At 52.7% G+C, this 17495-nt stretch carries 14 protein-coding genes; all 14 read left to right on the forward strand.

The window, feature by feature from the left end:
• The first annotated feature begins 17 nt into the window (after window positions 1–17).
• Window positions 18–1157, forward strand: coding sequence for a 1-deoxy-D-xylulose-5-phosphate reductoisomerase (locus BLR64_RS07335; protein WP_090713505.1), 1140 nt, complete (start codon window positions 18–20; stop codon window positions 1155–1157).
• Window positions 1158–1313: 156 nt separating this feature from the next.
• Window positions 1314–2588 carry an RIP metalloprotease RseP gene (gene rseP / locus BLR64_RS07340; protein ID WP_090713506.1) on the forward strand — a complete coding sequence of 425 codons (1275 nt, stop codon included), beginning with the start codon at window positions 1314–1316 and terminating at the stop codon, window positions 2586–2588.
• Window positions 2589–2693: 105 nt separating this feature from the next.
• On the forward strand, window positions 2694–4142 hold the full coding sequence (gene proS, locus BLR64_RS07345; protein WP_090713507.1) for a proline--tRNA ligase: 1449 nt from the start codon (window positions 2694–2696) through the stop codon (window positions 4140–4142).
• 134 nt (window positions 4143–4276) lie between these two features.
• Window positions 4277–8611, forward strand: a complete 4335-nt coding sequence (locus tag BLR64_RS07350; protein WP_090713508.1) for a PolC-type DNA polymerase III — start codon at window positions 4277–4279, stop codon at window positions 8609–8611.
• Window positions 8612–8857: 246 nt separating this feature from the next.
• On the forward strand, window positions 8858–9325 hold the full coding sequence (gene rimP, locus BLR64_RS07355; RefSeq protein WP_082707846.1) for a ribosome maturation factor RimP: 468 nt from the start codon (window positions 8858–8860) through the stop codon (window positions 9323–9325).
• A 26-nt stretch (window positions 9326–9351) separates the two neighbouring features.
• Complete coding sequence (gene nusA / locus BLR64_RS07360; RefSeq protein ID WP_090713509.1) at window positions 9352–10449, forward strand: transcription termination factor NusA; 1098 nt, start codon at window positions 9352–9354, stop codon at window positions 10447–10449.
• Window positions 10450–10480: 31 nt separating this feature from the next.
• Complete coding sequence (gene rnpM / locus BLR64_RS07365; protein ID WP_042177492.1) at window positions 10481–10789, forward strand: RNase P modulator RnpM; 309 nt, start codon at window positions 10481–10483, stop codon at window positions 10787–10789.
• Entirely contained in the window at window positions 10782–11105 is a 324-nt protein-coding gene (locus tag BLR64_RS30235; protein WP_036724725.1) for a YlxQ family RNA-binding protein, read from the forward strand. Before rnpM ends, BLR64_RS30235 begins: the two co-directional genes overlap by 8 nt.
• Complete coding sequence (gene infB, locus BLR64_RS07370; protein WP_090713665.1) at window positions 11098–13767, forward strand: translation initiation factor IF-2; 2670 nt, start codon at window positions 11098–11100, stop codon at window positions 13765–13767. Before BLR64_RS30235 ends, infB begins: the two co-directional genes overlap by 8 nt.
• 18 nt (window positions 13768–13785) lie before the next feature.
• Window positions 13786–14136, forward strand: coding sequence for a 30S ribosome-binding factor RbfA (rbfA, locus tag BLR64_RS07375; RefSeq protein WP_090713510.1), 351 nt, complete (start codon window positions 13786–13788; stop codon window positions 14134–14136).
• A gap of 21 nt (window positions 14137–14157) precedes the next feature.
• Window positions 14158–15135: a DHH family phosphoesterase gene (locus BLR64_RS07380; protein ID WP_090713511.1), complete on the forward strand. Its 978-nt coding sequence runs from the start codon at window positions 14158–14160 to the stop codon at window positions 15133–15135.
• Window positions 15132–16046: a tRNA pseudouridine(55) synthase TruB gene (truB, locus tag BLR64_RS07385; protein ID WP_090713512.1), complete on the forward strand. Its 915-nt coding sequence runs from the start codon at window positions 15132–15134 to the stop codon at window positions 16044–16046. The genes BLR64_RS07380 and truB overlap by 4 nt, the downstream gene beginning before the upstream one ends.
• A gap of 37 nt (window positions 16047–16083) precedes the next feature.
• Window positions 16084–17031, forward strand: coding sequence for a bifunctional riboflavin kinase/FAD synthetase (locus BLR64_RS07390; protein WP_090713513.1), 948 nt, complete (start codon window positions 16084–16086; stop codon window positions 17029–17031).
• A 149-nt stretch (window positions 17032–17180) separates the two neighbouring features.
• Window positions 17181–17450 (forward strand): 30S ribosomal protein S15, encoded by a 270-nt coding sequence (gene rpsO / locus BLR64_RS07395; protein ID WP_068723950.1) that lies wholly within the window; start codon window positions 17181–17183, stop codon window positions 17448–17450.
• Window positions 17451–17495: the final 45 nt, after the last annotated feature.

Consider the following 17495-nt stretch of genomic DNA (forward strand, 5'->3'; position numbering starts at 1 on the left):
CGGGAGAAGATCCAACAGTGAAAAGAATAAGTATACTCGGCTCTACCGGTTCAATCGGCACACAGACGCTGGATGTGGTTGCTATGCATCCCGATCAGTTTATTGTGGACGGCTTGGCTGCTGGCAGCAATACGGATCTTCTGCTCGAGCAGGTCCGCCGCTTTAATCCGCGTCGTGTATCGGTGTCTTCGAAGCAGCATGCGGAGGAGATCCGCTCCAGCCTGCCTGCCGGTGTTGAACTTTTTTACGGCAATGAGGGTCTGGTGGAAATAGCTGCAGGCGGTGAAGCAGAGACGGTCGTAACTGCTCTGGTCGGCAGTGTAGGCCTTCAGTCTACACTTGCAGCTATTGAAGCCGGCCGCCATATCGGACTGGCTAACAAGGAAACGCTCGTCACAGCCGGCCATCTGGTGACAGAGCTCGCTGACCGCAAGGGAGTGAAGATCCTGCCGGTCGACAGTGAGCATTCTGCCATTTTTCAGTGCCTCAACGGGGAAAACCGTGCGGATATTGCCAGTATCACTGTCACAGCTTCCGGAGGTTCATTCCGGGATTACACGCGTGATCAGCTCGTAAATGTTACTGTAGAAGATGCGCTTCGTCATCCGAACTGGAGCATGGGAGCTAAAATTACCATTGACTCGGCTACGATGGTCAACAAGGGCCTTGAGGTTATTGAAGCACACTGGCTGTTCAACCTGCCTTATGAAAAAATTAATGTACTGCTGCATCCGGAGAGTATTATTCACTCCTATGTAGAGTTTTGTGACAGCAGCATTATTGCACAGCTGGGCAGCCCGGATATGCGCGTCCCGATCCAGTATGCCCTGACTTATCCAAACCGCTGGCCTTCACCGGCCTCCAGGCTGTCGCTGGCTGCAATCGGACGCCTGACCTTCCGGGAGATGGATTATGTCCGGTACCCACTGCTGAAGCTGGCAATTGAATGCGGCAAAGCAGGAGGAACTGCGACGACTGCCTATAACGCAGCCAATGAGGTTGCAGTTGCCCGCTTCCTGCGCCGTGAGATTCCATTTTTACGCATAGAGGAAATTATTGAAGAAGTGCTCCTGCGGCATGAAAATGCCGGCAATCCGAACCTGCAGCAGATAGAGCAATGTGATGCTGTAACCCGGGAAATTGCCGCTAAGCTATAACCGCGTTGAAACGGTTTAAAGGCTGATGCGGGCGGGGAATTTACGTTACCCTGTAAAAATAGGCTGAGACTGTTGATTCTCTTGTGCCGGGCCTTGGAATAATGATAAATTAAGAGGACATACTTCGGTCTTACACCTAAAGGGGGAATGTTACGGATGGAAATGGTAAGGGTCGTTTTTTTAACGGTGCTTATGTTTTTTGTTCTGGTGACTGTCCATGAATGGGGACATTATTTTTTCGCCAAGCGCGCCGGTATTCTTGTACGCGAATTTGCTATCGGTTTCGGCCCGAAACTGTTTTCTTATAGACGCGGTGAAACCCAGTTCACGCTCCGTCTGCTGCCTTTCGGCGGCTACGCGCGCATGGCCGGCGAGGATCCCGAAATTGTAGAGATCGGCCAGGGGCAGATGATTGCGGTCAGGCTCGGTCAGGACAACAAGGTTAAGAACATCTATCTAGACTCGCTGGACACCCGTAGAAACGTTATCCGCGGGGAGGCGCAGTTTACTGACCTGGAGGATGAACTGAAAATCCGGCTTGATGTGGACGGCGAGGTTACTACCTATGACGTGCATCCGCAGGCCATGATGATCAAAGGCGGCCAGCAGACTCAGATCGCGCCTAAAGACCGCCAATTCGGCAGCAAAACAGTCGGACAGCGCGCTTTGGCTATCGTAGCCGGACCAGTAATGAACTTTATTCTGGCCTTCGTCCTGTTTGCTCTGCATCTGCAACTTGCAGGCATACCGATCGAGAATCCTACCGTGGTCAGGATTGGCGATATCAGCGCAGGGATGCCTGCGGAGGAAGCCGGGTTAAAGGTAGGGGATATCGTAGTCTCAGTCAACGGCGAGCAAATCGGCGGAGATTATATGAAGATGATCGAGCTGACCTCGGCATCCAAAGGCAAGGAGATGGATTGGGTCTTGCAGCGCGGCAGTGAAACCTATGAGGTAACGATGATTCCCCGGACTATGGAAGGGGAAGAAGGCGGCAAAGTAGGGATAACCCGGGATGTGGAGACACGCAAGGCCGGATTCGGGGAGACGATCAGCAAATCGGGTACAGCGATGGTAAGCACAACCGAACTGATATTCACCGGATTTAAGCGGCTGATCAACAACTTCAATATGGATGAGGTCTCAGGGCCGGTAGGCACCTTCCAGATGACCGGACAGATCGCCATGCAGGGCATTGATTATCTCACCTACTGGGCGGCGATTCTCAGCCTGTACCTCGGGATCTTTAACCTGCTGCCGATTCCGGCACTTGACGGAAGCCGTCTGGTGTTCCTCGGGGTTGAAGCGCTTCGCGGCAAGCCGGTTGATCCGAACCGTGAGGGTATGGTCCATTTTGTAGGATTTGCTCTGCTGTTCCTGGTCATGATTGCTGTAACCTATAATGATATTTTGCGCCTGATTACAGGCTGATTTTCGATCTAACCCAAGCTGATTTATGGCGGACCCGCAAATGGCGGCCGGATGGCTCCGCAGCCAAGCTTTATTTTGCCGGGCAATTTAGGAGGATTTCAAGAGATGGCTAAAGATAAGCAGTTCGTTACGGAAATAACACCGCAGAGCGAGGATTTCTCGCGCTGGTATATCGATGTAATCAAAAAAGCGGATCTGATGGATTATTCGCCGGTCCGCGGCTGTATCGTGTTCAAACCGGAGGGCTATGAAATCTGGGAGCATATCCAGGAGGAAATGAACCGCCGCCTGAAGGCTACCGGTCACCGTAACGCCTATTTCCCGGTGTTCATTCCGGAGAGCTTTTTCCAGAAGGAAAAGGATCATATCGAGGGCTTCAATCCCGAGCTGCCTTGGGTAACGGAGGCCGGGGGGGATGTGCTGGAGGAACGTCTGGCGGTCCGCCCGACCTCAGAAACCATGTTCGGACACATGTATTCCAAATGGATTCAGTCGTACCGCGACCTGCCGGTGCTGATCAACCAGTGGGCGAACGTAGTACGCTGGGAAAAACGCACCCTGCCGTTTATCCGGACCACAGAGTTCCTGTGGCAGGAAGGCCATACGGCGCATGAGAACGAATCCGAAGCACGCGAAGAAACGATGCGGATGTTGGAGAACTACCGTGATTTTGTGGAGAGCTTCTTAGCGATTCCGGTTGTTACCGGCCAGAAGACGCCTTCGGAGCGTTTTGCCGGTGCAGTGGATACTTACTCTATTGAAGCGATGATGAAGGATGGACGGGCTGTTCAGGCGGCCACCTCCCATTATCTCGGAACCAAGTTTGCCGAAGCGTTTGAAATTCAGTATCTGAGCCGCGAGAACTCGCTGGAGTATGTACACACTACTTCCTGGGGATCTACAACCCGCCTGATCGGCTCGCTGATTATGGTTCACGGGGATGACCGCGGTCTGGCGCTGCCGCCAAAGGTTGCTCCGACTCAGGTTATTATGATTCCAATCGGACCGCCTAAGACCCGTGAAGCGGTAATTGGCCGGACGGACGAGCTGTTCAAGCAGCTGAAGGATGCCGGAGTGCGTGTGCGTGTAGACGACCGGGCCGATCTGACCCCAGGCTGGAAGTTCAACGAATACGAAATGCGCGGTGTACCTGTTCGTCTGGAGCTGGGCCCGCGTGATATGGAAAACGGCGTCTGCGTACTGGTGTCCCGGATTACCGGCGAAAAGAAGGTCATCCAGCAGGACAATCTGGTGGAAGAAGTACAAGCCATGCTGGAGCAGGTGCACAACGAGATGTTTGAGCGTGCGCTGAAATTCCGCGAGGACCACTTCTATTCCGTGGACAGCCTGGAAGAGATGAAGGCCTCGATGGAGGAAAAGCGCGGCTTTGCCTTAGCAGGCTGGTGCGGAACCGAAGAGTGCGAAGATAAAGTTAAAGAAGAAACGGGAGCAGGCAGCCGCAATATTCCGTTTAATCCGGCAGAGCAGAAGACTACCTGCATCTGCTGCGGCAAGCCGGCCAAGCATACGGTTGTTTTTGCCAAAGCTTATTAAACAACAATAGATTATAATAGACAGTATCTGAATGCAGCTTCTGGCGAGAGGAGTCGGCGGGCCGAAAGAACCCAACACTTTGTCGACCCGGAAGCTTTTTACAATTTATCATTGTGTAAGTGGGTGGGGGAAGCATGGAACAGAACGCGGAGAGAAGAAAAAGGTTCGAGCTTCTGATGAAGCAGGGGGAGATTCCGCCTGCGCTGATTGATTCCTATTTCATGGATGGACAGATTGAGCGTGTAGAGATCAGCCGTGGCAATAAGGACTGGCATATTGTCATCGCCAAGGATAGTCTCGTCCCGGCACAGGCGTACCGGACCTTTTGTTTGAGAATGCGTGAGAAGCTGCAGCATATCGCCAAAGTCAGCTTCCTGTTTTTATATGATGAAAAAAAGGTTGGCAGACAGGAGCTTGTACAGGAGTACTGGGGGCTGTTCATTGAGTGGGTGCAGCGGGAGATCCCGTCGGTTAACGGCTGGCTGACCCGGTCTGCACAGGAGCTGCAGGATAGCACGCTTGTCCTCAGCCTGAATGACAAGATGTCACTGGAGCTTGCCCGCAAAAAGGGAATCGAAGCGGCTATTATTAAATTTTATGATAAATATTTCGGATTTCCGCTGAAGGTAAAGCTGCAGATTGCCGAGAATGAAACCAGTAAAGCGGATGCTTATGAGGAATTCCAGCAGAAGCTGCAGCAGGAGCAGCGTGAGCTCGTGGAAATGATGATGATGACGAGCAGCGAACCGGAGGAGCCGGAGGAAGATGTTGATCCGAATGAAGTGATAAAGCTCCAGGTTGGCTATGAAATCAAGGAGCAGGCAACTCCGATTCTGCAAATCCAGGATGAAGAGAAGAAAATTACCATTCAAGGGACGATTTTTGGGCTGGAGAGCAAGGAGCTGCGCAACGGCAATACGCTGTTCACTTTCTGCATAACCGACTTCACTGATTCCCTGCAGATGAAGATGTTCGCCAAGACCAAAGAAGATCTGAAAATTATGAGCCAGCTGGCAAACGGCAAGTGGGTTAGAGCGCGCGGTAAGGTCGAGTACGACCGTTTCATGCAGATCCCTGAGCTTGTAATGATTCCATCAGACCTGACTGAGGTAAACGCGCCGCCGGCCCGCAAAGATAATGCCAAGCAAAAACGGGTTGAATTCCATCTGCACACGACCATGAGCACCATGGATGCCGTTACGCCGATTGGTGAATACATCAAAACTGCCGCCAAATGGGGCCATCCGGCCATTGCAGTTACAGACCACGGGAACGTGCAGAGTTTTCCGGAAGCCAACCATGCGGTCCATAAGCATAAAATCAAAATGCTCTACGGTGTGGAAGCTAACGTTGTCAACGATGCGGTCAATATAGTGGAAAATCCGCAGCCTATGGATCTCAAAACAGCTACCTATGTCGTATTCGATATCGAGACCACCGGCCTGTCCATCACACGCAATAATATTACCGAGCTTGCTGCTATCAAGATGTGTGAAGGCAAGGAGATCGGCCGTTATACAACATTCGTTAATCCGCACGAAAAAATCCCTTACCATATCCAGCAGCTGACCAACATTACTGACGAAATGGTTAAGGATGCACCGGATTTGGAACCGGTACTGAAGGAGTTTGTAGAGTTCATAGGCGATGCGGTTCTGGTTGCCCATAATGCGCGGTTTGATATGGGCTTCATTCAGGCCTCTCTGCTGAAGCTGGGCCAGCCGCAGCTGCCGAATCCGTCACTGGATACGCTGGAGCTGGCGCGGCTGCTGTTTCCGAGTATGAAGAATCACCGTTTGAACACACTTGCGGATAAATATAAAGTGCTGCTGGAAAGCCATCACCGGGCTGTTGATGATACCATTGCGCTCGGCGGCATTTTGACCGGCCTTCTGAATGACGCCGAGAAGATGAAGAATCTGACCCGGCTGGAGCGGCTGAACGACTATGTAGGTAACGATCTGTCCAATGTCCGGCCGTTCCACTGCGGAATCTATGCTCTGAACCCTACCGGCAAAAAGAACCTGTATAAGCTGATCTCCATGAGCCATACGGAGTACTTCAAGCGTGTGCCGTGCATCCCGAAATCGAAGCTTGAGCAGCACCGCGACGGGCTGATCGTGATTTCCGGCTGTGAGCGCGGGGAATTTTTTGAGACAGTGCTCAACAAGACTGTAGAGGAAGCGATGGAGGTTGCCCAGTTCTATGATGTTCTGGAGATTCAGCCGCTGACGATGTATATGCATCTTGTGGATAAGGGCTTTGTGGCAACGGCTGAGGATTTAAGGGATGTTGTGCGCAAAATCTGTGAAATTGGCGAACAGATGAACAAGCCGGTCATTGCCACGGGCAATGTTCATTATCTGGAGCCCCGCCAAAAGCTGTTTCGTGATATCACGATCCACGGAATTACCGGATTCAGTCCGCTGAAGGATCAGGTTAAGCCGGATGCCCATTTCCGGACAACGGATGAAATGCTGGCGGAGTTCGAGTTCCTGGGTGCGGAAAAAGCGATGGAGGTTGTTGTCACCAATACCGTAGCGCTTGCCGACCGGTTCGAGGAATATGATCTGTTCCCGAGCGAGCTCTTTACGCCGAATATTGAAGGGGCGGACGAAGAAATACGCAGCACCTGCTATAACACGGCCAAGTCCATTTACGGTGAAGATCTCCCGGAAGTCGTGGTGGCCCGCCTGGAAAAAGAGCTTGCGCCGATTATCAAATACGGCTTCTCGGCCAACTATCTGATTTCGGAGCGGCTTGTTAAAAAGTCGAATCAGGACGGTTACCTCGTAGGTTCCCGCGGCTCGGTCGGCTCGTCTGTAGTTGCGACTTTCCTCGGCATCTCCGAGGTTAATCCGCTGCCGGCGCATTACATTTGCCTGAATCCCGAATGCAAGCACAGCGAATGGTTCCTGGACGGCAGCGTGCCGAGCGGTTTTGACCTTCCGGATAAAGCCTGCCCGGACTGCGGCGGCAGGCTGAAGGGAGAGGGGCAGGATATTCCGTTTGAGACCTTCCTTGGCTTCAAAGGGGACAAGGTTCCCGATATCGACCTTAACTTCTCCGGGGAATACCAGCCCAATGCCCATAACTTTACCAAAACGATGTTCGGCCCGGATAATGTATTCCGTGCAGGAACGATTGGTACGGTAGCTGAGAAGACAGCCTTCGGTTTCACCAAGAAATATGAGGAGCATCACCAGAAGCGCTGGCGGGGGGCCGAGCTTAACCGTCTGGCGGCGGGCTGCACAGGCGTTAAGCGCAGCACCGGACAGCATCCGGGCGGTATCGTCGTTCTGCCGGATTATATGGAGATCGAAGATATTACCCCGGTCCAGTTCCCTGCGGATGATGTGACAGCCGAGTGGAAGACAACCCATTTCGATTATCATGCCTTTGACGCCAACCTGCTGAAGCTTGATATTCTGGGCCATGATGATCCGACCATGATGCGTATGCTGCAGGATCTGACCGGCGTCGATCCGACAACCATTCCGATGAATGACCCGAAGGTTATGAGCATGTTTAACTCTACCGAGGCGTTAGGGGTGCGGCCCGAACAGATCCGCACCCCTGTGGCCACCTACGGTGTACCCGAAATGGGAACCAAATTCGTCCGCCAGATGCTGATCGAATCGAAGCCGTCCAGCTTTGCCGACTTGCTGCAGATATCAGGACTGTCCCACGGTACCGGCGTATGGCTGGGCAACGCACAGGAACTGATCAAAAATAACACCTGCAACATCAAGACCGTAATCGGCTGTCGTGACGATATCATGCTCTATCTGATCTATAAGGCGGGTATGGATGCCAGCCTGGCCTTTAAAATTACGGAAAGTGTGCGTAAAGGAAAAGGGCTGCCTCCCGAATGGATTGAAGAGATGAAGAAATGCAAAGTGCCGCAATGGTACATTGATTCCTGTCTGAAGATCCAGTATATGTTCCCTAAGGCGCATGCCGCTGCATATGTAATCTCTGCAGTGCGGACCGCCTACTTCAAGCTGTATCATCCGATTGAATATTATGCGACCTACTTCTCGGTACGTGCGGCTGACTTTGACATCGAGCTCTGCTGCCAGGGCTATGAAGCGATCAACCGCCAGATCGGCGAGATCGAAGCCAAGGGCTTCCAGGCGCTGCCTAAGGAAAAAGCGATGCTGCCGGTGCTCGAGATGGCGCTGGAGATGACGGCGCGCGGGTTCACCTTCAAGAACATCGATCTGTACCGTTCCGATGCGAATCGCTTTACCGTTGACGGCACCAGCCTGATTCCGCCGTTCTCCGCGCTCGCGGGAATCGGTGAGAATGCGGCGATCAATATTGCTGCCGCCAAGGATGCCGGCGAGTTTCTGTCAATTGAGGATTTCCAGCAGAAATCCAAAGCAAGCAAGACGGTTATCGAGCTGCTGACCGGGATGGGCTGCTTCCGCGGACTTCCGGAGAGCAACCAGCTGTCACTGTTCTAAAAATACCCCGCAAAGTGAAGCGATGACTCCGAAGAATCACCTGGTACTTTGCGTGGACTCCCTGAATATCAGCCCCGCAAAGCCTTGCCGGACAGGCAGTCAAGGGCTGGTACTTGTCAGTGCAGATGCACTATGGTATAATTTTTCTTGGTAATAATGAGATAAGTCCGTTGTGTAAAGAGTGGGGAAACCCACTCTTTATCTTTGGTATATAGCAAAAGACAAGTTCGTGGAGGTAATTTTCTTTTGAGCACATCCAAATCCAAAATCAAACAAACGGTAGAGCAGATGCTCGGGTCCTATCTTGAGGACAATGGTTTCGAACTGGTGGACGTTGAATACGTGAAGGAAGGTTCCAACTGGTTTTTGCGCATATTCGTAGATAAAGAGGGCGGCATCGACATCGATGACTGCGGCATGATCAGCGAATATTTCAGTTCAAAGCTGGATGAGAATGATCCGATCCCCGAGGCCTATTTCCTGGAGGTTTCCTCTCCGGGGGCTGAACGCCCGCTCAAAAAAGCAGCGGATGTAGCCAAAGCGGTAGGCAAGGACGTATATGTAACGGTTTATGAGCCGATTCAGGGCCTTAAGGAATTCGAGGGCCGTTTGGTCTCGTTCGAGAATGAGGAACTGCTCATCTCCGCGGGCAAAAAAGAACATGTTGTGCCGTATGCCAAAGTCGCCAGCGCGAGATTGGCCATTATTTTTTAACGTTTTGAAAGGGGGACCGGAATTTCATGAGTATGGATTTTATTGAAGCTATGAATGAACTGGAAAGGGAGAAAGGCATCAGCAAGGATGTGCTGTTTGAAGCCATCGAAGCTGCGCTGATCTCCAGCTATAAACGCAACTTCAATGCGGCGCAGAACGTGCGCGTGGATATGAACCGTAACACAGGTGTTATTAAAGTGTTTGCGCGCAAGATGGTAGTCGAGGAGGTTCTCGACGCCAGAACTGAAATTTCCTTGCCTGCCGCAAGAGAAATTAACCCGCATTTCCAGCTGGAAGATGTCGCCGAGCTTGAAGTAACACCGCGCGATTTTGGACGCATTGCCGCGCAGACTGCGAAGCAGGTCGTAACCCAGCGTATCCGTGAAGCGGAGCGCGGACTTATCTATAATGCTTTTATTGATAAGGAAGATGATATTGTTACCGGTCTGGTTCAGCGCCAGGATATGCGCAACATCTACGTCGATCTAGGCAAAATCGAAGCTGTGCTTCCGCTCAGCGAGCTGATGCCTGGTGAGAAGTTTAAGCAGAGCGAGCGGATCAAGGCGTATATCACTAAGGTGGAGAACACGACCAAGGGGCCTCAGATTATGCTGTCACGCAGCCACCCCGGCCTGCTCAAGCGTCTGTTCGAGCTGGAAGTGCCGGAAATTTTTGACGGAGTCGTTGAAATTCGTTCCGTTGCCCGCGAAGCAGGCTTCCGCTCCAAGATTGCCGTATATTCGCGCAATGAAGAGGTTGATCCGGTCGGCTCCTGCGTAGGCCCTAGAGGTACGCGTGTCCAGACTATCGTGACAGAGCTGCGCGGCGAGAAGATCGACATCGTGCGTTACTCTGACGCGGTACAGGAATATGTAGCCAATGCGCTCAGCCCGTCCAAGGTGCTTGAAGTTCAAGTCTTTGAAGCTGAGAAAATGGCCCGCGTTATCGTGCCTGACTATCAGCTGTCGCTGGCTATCGGCATCAAGGGCCAGAACGCCCGCCTTGCCGCCAAGTTGACCGGCTGGAAAATTGATATCAAGAGCGAGACGCAAGCGGAGCAGGAGTACGGCAGACCGAAAACGTTTAGCGATGAAATGCATCAGGATTCCGTCTCCATCGATTAATTTGGCTGTTGACTGACGGGGGGCGATTAGAATGAAGCAAAAGAAGGTTCCGCTGCGCAAATGTGTTGCCAGCCAGGAAATGATGCCCAAGAAAGAACTGATCCGCGTAGTCCGGACTCCGGACGGCGAAGTGATGATCGATCTGACCGGGAAGAAATCAGGGCGCGGGGCTTACATCTGCGGTAAACTGGAATGCTTTAAACTGGCACAAAAAAACAAAGCGCTTGACCGTGCATTAAAGTGTCAGGTGAGTCCTGAAATCTATGCCCAGCTGGCCAGGGATTTTGCATCCGTAGAGGAAGAATTTCTAGCAGCAAAGGATAGTGAGGACAATGAGTAAAACCCTTTCTTATTTAGGGCTTGCGATGAGAGCAGGCAAGATTGTCACCGGAGACGAGGCTGTACTCAAGGCAGTGCGGTCTTCAGAGGCGAAGCTGGTCGTCCTGGCAGGTGACGCTTCAGATAATACCCAAAAAAAGTTTCGCGATAAGTGCGGAACCTACGATATTCCACTAGTAATCGCATTTCACCGGGATGAACTCGGTGCAAGTATTGGTAAGGACCAGCGCGTTGTGCTGGCCGTTACGGATAAAGGATTCGCGGAAATGATCTCCAGAACGCTTGGAGATACTGTCGGAGGTGGAGTTATTGACTAAAGAAGACAATAAGGATAAACTGCGCGTGTATGAATACGCGAAATCACTGAATATGAGCAGTAAAGAAATTATTACAATTCTGAAGCGTTTGAATGTTCCTGTGAATAATCATATGAGTGTGATGGAGGACGGCTCCGTAAACAAAGTGGAGCAGTTCTTTAAGGATATCAAGTCAAACGCTGCAGCCAAGCGGGACACCGGCACCAGCAGCCGTCCGGCATCAGCCGTTACGGTAACCGCCGAACCCCAGAGTGCTCAGAATGCCAACAAAAATCAACCGGAAAAGCAGGTAGGTATGAACAGTAACCAAAACAACAACCAATCGACAACGTCACCTAGGCCCCAAAGCGGACAAGATTCCCGCAGAAGCAACTCAGGCTCCACCCAGAATTCCCGCCCGCAAGGCAGCTCGACTGGCGGCAACCGTCCGCAAGGCAGCTCCACTGGCGGCAACCGCCCGCAAGGCAGCTCGGCCGGCGGCAACCGCCCGCAGGGCAGCTCGACCGGCGGCAGCCGTCCGCAAGGCGGCTCCGGCGGCAACCGCCCGCAAGGCAGCTCAACCGGCGGCAACCGTCCGCAGGGCAGCAGCGGCGGCAACCGTCCGCAAGGCGGCAGCGCAGGCAGCCGTCCGCAAGGACAAGGCGGCGGTGCTCCGCGTACCGGCGACCGTCCGCAGAGCAGCGCTCCGCGCACAGACAGCCGTCCGCAAGGACAAGGCGGCGGTGATTTCTCCCGCGGCGGAGACAGAGGTCCGAAGAAGAACACATCCGGCGGCAGACCCAACAACAACGGCGGCCAGAAGCGTTTTGAAGACGGTAAAGGCGGCGGTAATTTCCGCAACAACCGCGGCGGCAAGAACAACCGCGGCGGCAGAAACCAGCCGGTCGTACACCGTGAGAAGATTGACAACACACCGAAGAAGATTATCGTCCGCGGTAATATGACTGTCGGTGAAACAGCCAAGCTGCTGCATAAGGATGCTTCTGAAGTCATCAAGAAGCTGATCCTGATGGGTGTAATGGCAACTATTAACCAGGAGCTTGATATCGACACCATCCTGCTCCTGTCGGGTGAATTCGGCGTAGAAGTTGAAGTGAAGATCCCTGTGGACGAAGACAGCTTCGAAACCGTGGAGGAGAACGATTCCGAAGAGGATCTGCAGACCCGTCCGCCGGTTGTTACGATCATGGGTCACGTTGACCATGGTAAAACAACATTGCTGGATGCGATCCGTTCAACGAACGTAACCGGCGGCGAAGCCGGCGGGATTACGCAGCACATCGGTGCGTACCAAGTGGAAATCAACCACAAGAAAATTACGTTCCTGGATACTCCGGGTCACGAAGCGTTTACCGCCATGCGTGCCCGCGGTGCACAGGTCACTGATATGACCATTATCGTTGTAGCTGCCGATGACGGCGTTATGCCGCAGACGGTAGAAGCAATCAACCACGCGAAGGCTGCCGGTCTGCCGATCATTGTTGCTGTTAACAAGATTGATAAACCGGGTGCAGATCCAGACCGCGTGAAGCAGGAGCTTACCAATTATGAGCTGGTACCGGAAGAGTGGGGCGGAGACACCATCTTCGTTAACCTGTCCGCCAAACAGCGCATTAACCTGGAAGAGCTGCTGGAAATGATCCTGCTCGTTGCCGAAGTTAACGAGTACAAAGCGAACCCGGACAAACGGGCACGCGGTACAGTAATAGAAGCCGAGCTTGATAAGAACCGCGGACCGGTTGCCCGTATTCTCGTGCAGAACGGTACACTGAAGGTCGGAGACGCTTTTGTAGCAGGTAACTGCTTCGGCCGTGTCCGCGCCATGGTGAATGACAAGGGACGCAAAATTAAGGAAGCGGGACCTTCGACTCCGGTGGAAATTACCGGTCTGACTGAAGTGCCGCAGGCGGGCGATCCGTTCATGGCCTTCGAAGATGAGCGCAAAGCCCGTGCAATTGCCGACAGACGTTCCACAACCCAGCGCCAGTCTGAGCTGAACACAAATACCCGTGTTACACTGGATGACCTGTTCAAGCACATCAAGGATGGCGAGATCAAAGACCTGAACGTAATCATCAAGGGTGACGTGCAGGGTTCGGTTGAGGCACTCAAGAGCTCTCTGGCGAAGATTGAGGTTGAAGGCGTACGCGTGAAGATTATTCACAGCGGTGCCGGTGCGATTACAGAATCTGATATTACGCTGGCTGCAGCATCCAATGCCATCGTAATCGGCTTCAACGTACGTCCGGACGCACAGACCAAAGCTGCTGCAGAGCAGGAGAAGGTTGATGTGCGCCTGCACAACATCATTTACAACGTAATTGAAGAAATCGAAAGTGCCATGAAGGGCATGCTCGATCCGGTCTTCAAAGAAAATATTATCGGTCATGCCGAAGTGCGCAACGTCTTCAAAATCAGCAAAGTGGGCAGTGTTGCTGGGTGTATGGTTACAGACGGCAAAATTACCCGCAATGCCGAAATGCGCCTGATCCGCGGCGGAATTGTTGTCTTCGAAGGCAAGATTGATACCTTGAAGCGCTTCAAGGATGATGCAAAAGAAGTGGCGCAGGGTTATGAATGCGGCATAACTTTGGAACGCTATAATGACCTCCAAGAGGGGGACGTTATCGAAGCGTTCATCATGGAAAAGGTAGAGCGCTAAGCGAAGAGGTGAATACAAATGTCTAAAATCAGAGCAGGACGGGTTGGCGAGCAGATTAAGAAAGAGCTGAGCCAGCTTATCCAGAGCGGATTGAAGGATCCGCGGGTAGGCTTTGTTACCGTAACCGGCGTAGACGTGACGAACGATCTGTCGCAGGCCAAAGTATACCTGAGCGTGTTCGGCGATGCGGAGCAGCAGAATGCCTCGCTCAAAGCGATTGAGAAAGCCAATGGCTTTCTCCGCTCTGAGCTTGGCAAGGCGATCCGCCTGCGCCACACGCCGGAGCTGATCTTCAAGATTGATGAATCCGTTGCTTATGGAAGTCATATCGAGAAGCTGCTCGGCGAGATCAAGCACGAAGAAAGCTAGGAAACATAAAGGAGACGGCGAATGCAGAGCTATGAACAAAGTCTCCAGCAGACCCGTGAGTTTCTGCTGGAACACGACGATTATCTTGTAGTGTCGCATGTTCAGCCGGACGGAGATGCAGTCAGCTCCACCCTTGCGGTGGGCTGGCTTCTCTCATGTCTGGGCAAAAAATACACTATGCTGAATGAAGGTCCGATTCCTAAGCGGATGGAATATTTATGGCATGCCGGTGAAATCGTGAATCTGGCGGACGGTGAGCTCCCCCGCCAATACAGCAATATCATTTGCGTCGATTGTGCAGATTTTCAGCGCGTGGGCCTGACCCAGCGTTACTTTGCCAGCGATGCGCGCATCGTGAATATTGATCATCATCCAACCAATAACGGTTATGGCCTCGTTACGCTGATTAAGCCGGATGCTGCTGCGACTGCAGAAATTTTGTTCGACCTGCTGAAGACGTTTCAGGTGGAATGGGACCTTGATATTGCTACAGCCATTTATACCGGACTGCTGACAGATACGGGCGGCTTCCGCTACACGAATACTTCACCAAAGGTTATGGCGGCCGTTTCGGAGCTGCTGGCAATGGGTGTAAACGGCCCTGAACTGGCGGAGAACCTGCTGGAGGAGATGACGCTTGCACAGGTAAAGGTGCTGAACCGGGCGCTTAATACCCTGCAGCTGTCGCCGGAAGGAGATATTGCCTGGCTGTATGTTACCCCGCAGGATATGATCGATTGCGGTGCAGCTAATGAAGATCTGGAAGGTATCGTCAATTATCCGCGTAACATCCGCGGGGTAGAGGTTGGCATTCTGTTCAAGGTGATTGATGAACATGCGGTCAAAGCCAGCCTGCGTTCAGCCGGCAAGGTGGACGTTGCTGCACTGGCCCAGGTATTCGGCGGAGGCGGACATACCCGGGCAGCAGGAGCGCGTATCGACGGGACACTGGACGAAGCGGTTGCGCTGGTGCTTCAGGAGGTCAGACGCCATCTATGAGTGAGCTTACAGGTGTACTCGCAGTCTTTAAGCCTGCAGGTTTTACCTCACATGATGTGGTCGCCAAAGCCCGGCGTATTCTTGGCATGAAGCGGATCGGCCACACCGGGACACTTGATCCTCAAGTGACCGGGGTGCTCCCGCTGTGTCTTGGACGGGCTACCCGGGTGGTGGAGTACATACAAGAGCTTCCCAAGGAATATGTAGCCACACTGCGTCTGGGCCTGTCGAGCGATACCGAGGATATGACTGGAACGATTACGGAATCGGTGGATGAGGTCCGGGTAACCGAGGCTGAGGTGCTGGCTGTACTGGAATCGTTCAAAGGAGTTATTTCTCAGGTGCCGCCTATGTACTCGGCGGTCAAGGTCGACGGCAAACGGCTTTATGAGCTTGCCCGGGAAGGCAAGACCGTGGAGCGCAAGAGCCGTGAAGTGGAAATCTATGAGATAGAAATGACGGATATGGTCTGGAACGGCAAATATCCCGATATTACCTTCCGCGTGCTTTGCTCGAAGGGTACCTATATCCGTACGCTTTGCGTGGATATCGGCCGTGCGCTAGGAATACCCGGTGTCATGGCGCAGCTTACACGTACGATGTCTGCCGGAATCTCTGCCAGCCACTGCCTGACGCTGGAACAGATCGCGGAATATAAGGAAGCAGGTACGCTTCAGCAGCATCTGATTGCAGCTGATGAAGCCATCTCCAATTTGCCCCGGCATACGGTGGCTGATGAGAAGAAAGGGGCCGCCCTGCAGGGGCAGCGTCTCTCCATCCGTTATGTAGCGCCTGAGGTGAAGGAGAGCGGCGATTTCCGGCTGTATGACGGTGCAGGTGAGTTCCTCGGCATTTACAAGCTCGACGATGCGGGAGCCATTGCTCCGGTCAAGGTATTCGCACAGCGCTAATTATTAATTTATTTGTGAATTGTAGGTGAGAAACAGCGTGAGAACCGTAACCTTAAGCTATCCAATACCGCCGGAGACCGCAGCTTCATGGGCTCAGCCGCAAGTAGCTGCCCTGGGACAGTTCGACGGGCTGCACCGCGGACATGCCAGCGTCATTACATCCGCTGTTGCCCTGGCCCGCAGACAAGGCGTTCCGGCTGCAGTGATGACCTTTCATCCCCATCCCAAGGATGTTATGGGCAAAGGCGATTATGATGGATATTTGACCCCGCCTAAGGACAAGCAGAAAATCCTGGCCGGTATGGGCGTCGATATTTTGTATATAATAGAATTTAATGAGCATCTTTCCCGGGTCAGCCCGCAGGATTTTGTATCTGTAATGCTGCTGCCGCTGCAGATTATAACGGCCGTGGTCGGATTTGATTTCCGATTCGGTTATCTGGGCGAAGGGGATGCGGATATGCTTCGTGAACTGGGGCAGGGAGCAATGGGGGTCGAGACGGTTCCGCCTTTCCTGCTTGAAGGGGAGAAGGTGAGCAGCTCAGGAATCCGGAGAAGCCTGCACAGCGGGGATCTGGCCCTGGCGAACAGCTGGTTCGGCCGCTGCTATCATCTGCGCGGAACGGTTGGACATGGTGAGAAGCGGGGGCGTACGATCGGTTTCCCGACAGCGAACCTTCAGCTTGAGGACCGTTATGTCATTCCGGCCAAAGGCGTTTATGCCGTTAAGGTTTTCTATAAGAATGAAATCCTGTATGGTGTCATGAATGTCGGTGTCAAGCCTACCTTCCATGAAGGAATGACAGCGCCGAGCTTTGAAGTGCATCTGTTCGATTTTGCTGATGATATTTACGGGCAGGAGCTTAAGGTTGAGCTTCAGGCGTTCATCCGGCCTGAACGGAAGTTCGAGTCGATTGATGCGCTGATCTCGCAGATTGCACAGGATGCCGGTACGGCAAAAGAGCTGCTGGGTTATTCTTCATAATCTTCTGCGGACATGCGTTTACTTTTGTCTCCGAAGATGCTATACTGATTAACGTTGCTGGAATGACAGCATCATAACCTTAGCTTGGTTGCACGTTCTCACCGACGGCGACGAGGCTACTGGCGATTATAATGAAGGAGGTGAACAGGATGGCATTGACTCAAGAACGTAAACACCAATTGATCGACGAGCACAAAACTCACGAATCCGATACAGGATCCCCTGAGGTGCAAGTTGCTATCCTTACGGAGAATATCGTTAATTTGACTGACCACTTGCGTACGCACAAGAAGGATCACCATTCCCGCCGCGGACTGCTGAAGATGGTTGGACAACGTCGTAAACTGTTGGCTTATTTGAAGAATAAGGATATCCAACGTTACAGCGCCCTGATCGAAAAACTGGGATTGCGTCGCTAATTTCCATAAGAGTAACCTTAAAGCAGCCTGGTTGTATACCGTATG

Origin of the sequence: Paenibacillus typhae, from assembly GCF_900099765.1 — a bacterium.
Taxonomy (GTDB): domain Bacteria; phylum Bacillota; class Bacilli; order Paenibacillales; family Paenibacillaceae; genus Paenibacillus_AQ; species Paenibacillus_AQ typhae.

Bases quoted from the DNA above. Each gene is read 5' to 3' on its own strand.
- rseP (WP_090713506.1), top strand. From the start codon at position 1,314: ATGGAAATGGTAAGGGTCGTTTTTTTAACGGTGCTTATGTTTTTTGTT.
- proS (WP_090713507.1), top strand. From the start codon at position 2,694: ATGGCTAAAGATAAGCAGTTCGTTACGGAAATAACACCGCAGAGCGAG.
- BLR64_RS07350 (WP_090713508.1), top strand. From the start codon at position 4,277: ATGGAACAGAACGCGGAGAGAAGAAAAAGGTTCGAGCTTCTGATGAAG.
- nusA (WP_090713509.1), top strand. From the start codon at position 9,352: ATGAGTATGGATTTTATTGAAGCTATGAATGAACTGGAAAGGGAGAAA.
- rnpM (WP_042177492.1), top strand. From the start codon at position 10,481: ATGAAGCAAAAGAAGGTTCCGCTGCGCAAATGTGTTGCCAGCCAGGAA.
- BLR64_RS30235 (WP_036724725.1), top strand. From the start codon at position 10,782: ATGAGTAAAACCCTTTCTTATTTAGGGCTTGCGATGAGAGCAGGCAAG.
- rbfA (WP_090713510.1), top strand. From the start codon at position 13,786: ATGTCTAAAATCAGAGCAGGACGGGTTGGCGAGCAGATTAAGAAAGAG.
- BLR64_RS07380 (WP_090713511.1), top strand. From the start codon at position 14,158: ATGCAGAGCTATGAACAAAGTCTCCAGCAGACCCGTGAGTTTCTGCTG.
- truB (WP_090713512.1), top strand. From the start codon at position 15,132: ATGAGTGAGCTTACAGGTGTACTCGCAGTCTTTAAGCCTGCAGGTTTT.
- rpsO (WP_068723950.1), top strand. From the start codon at position 17,181: ATGGCATTGACTCAAGAACGTAAACACCAATTGATCGACGAGCACAAA.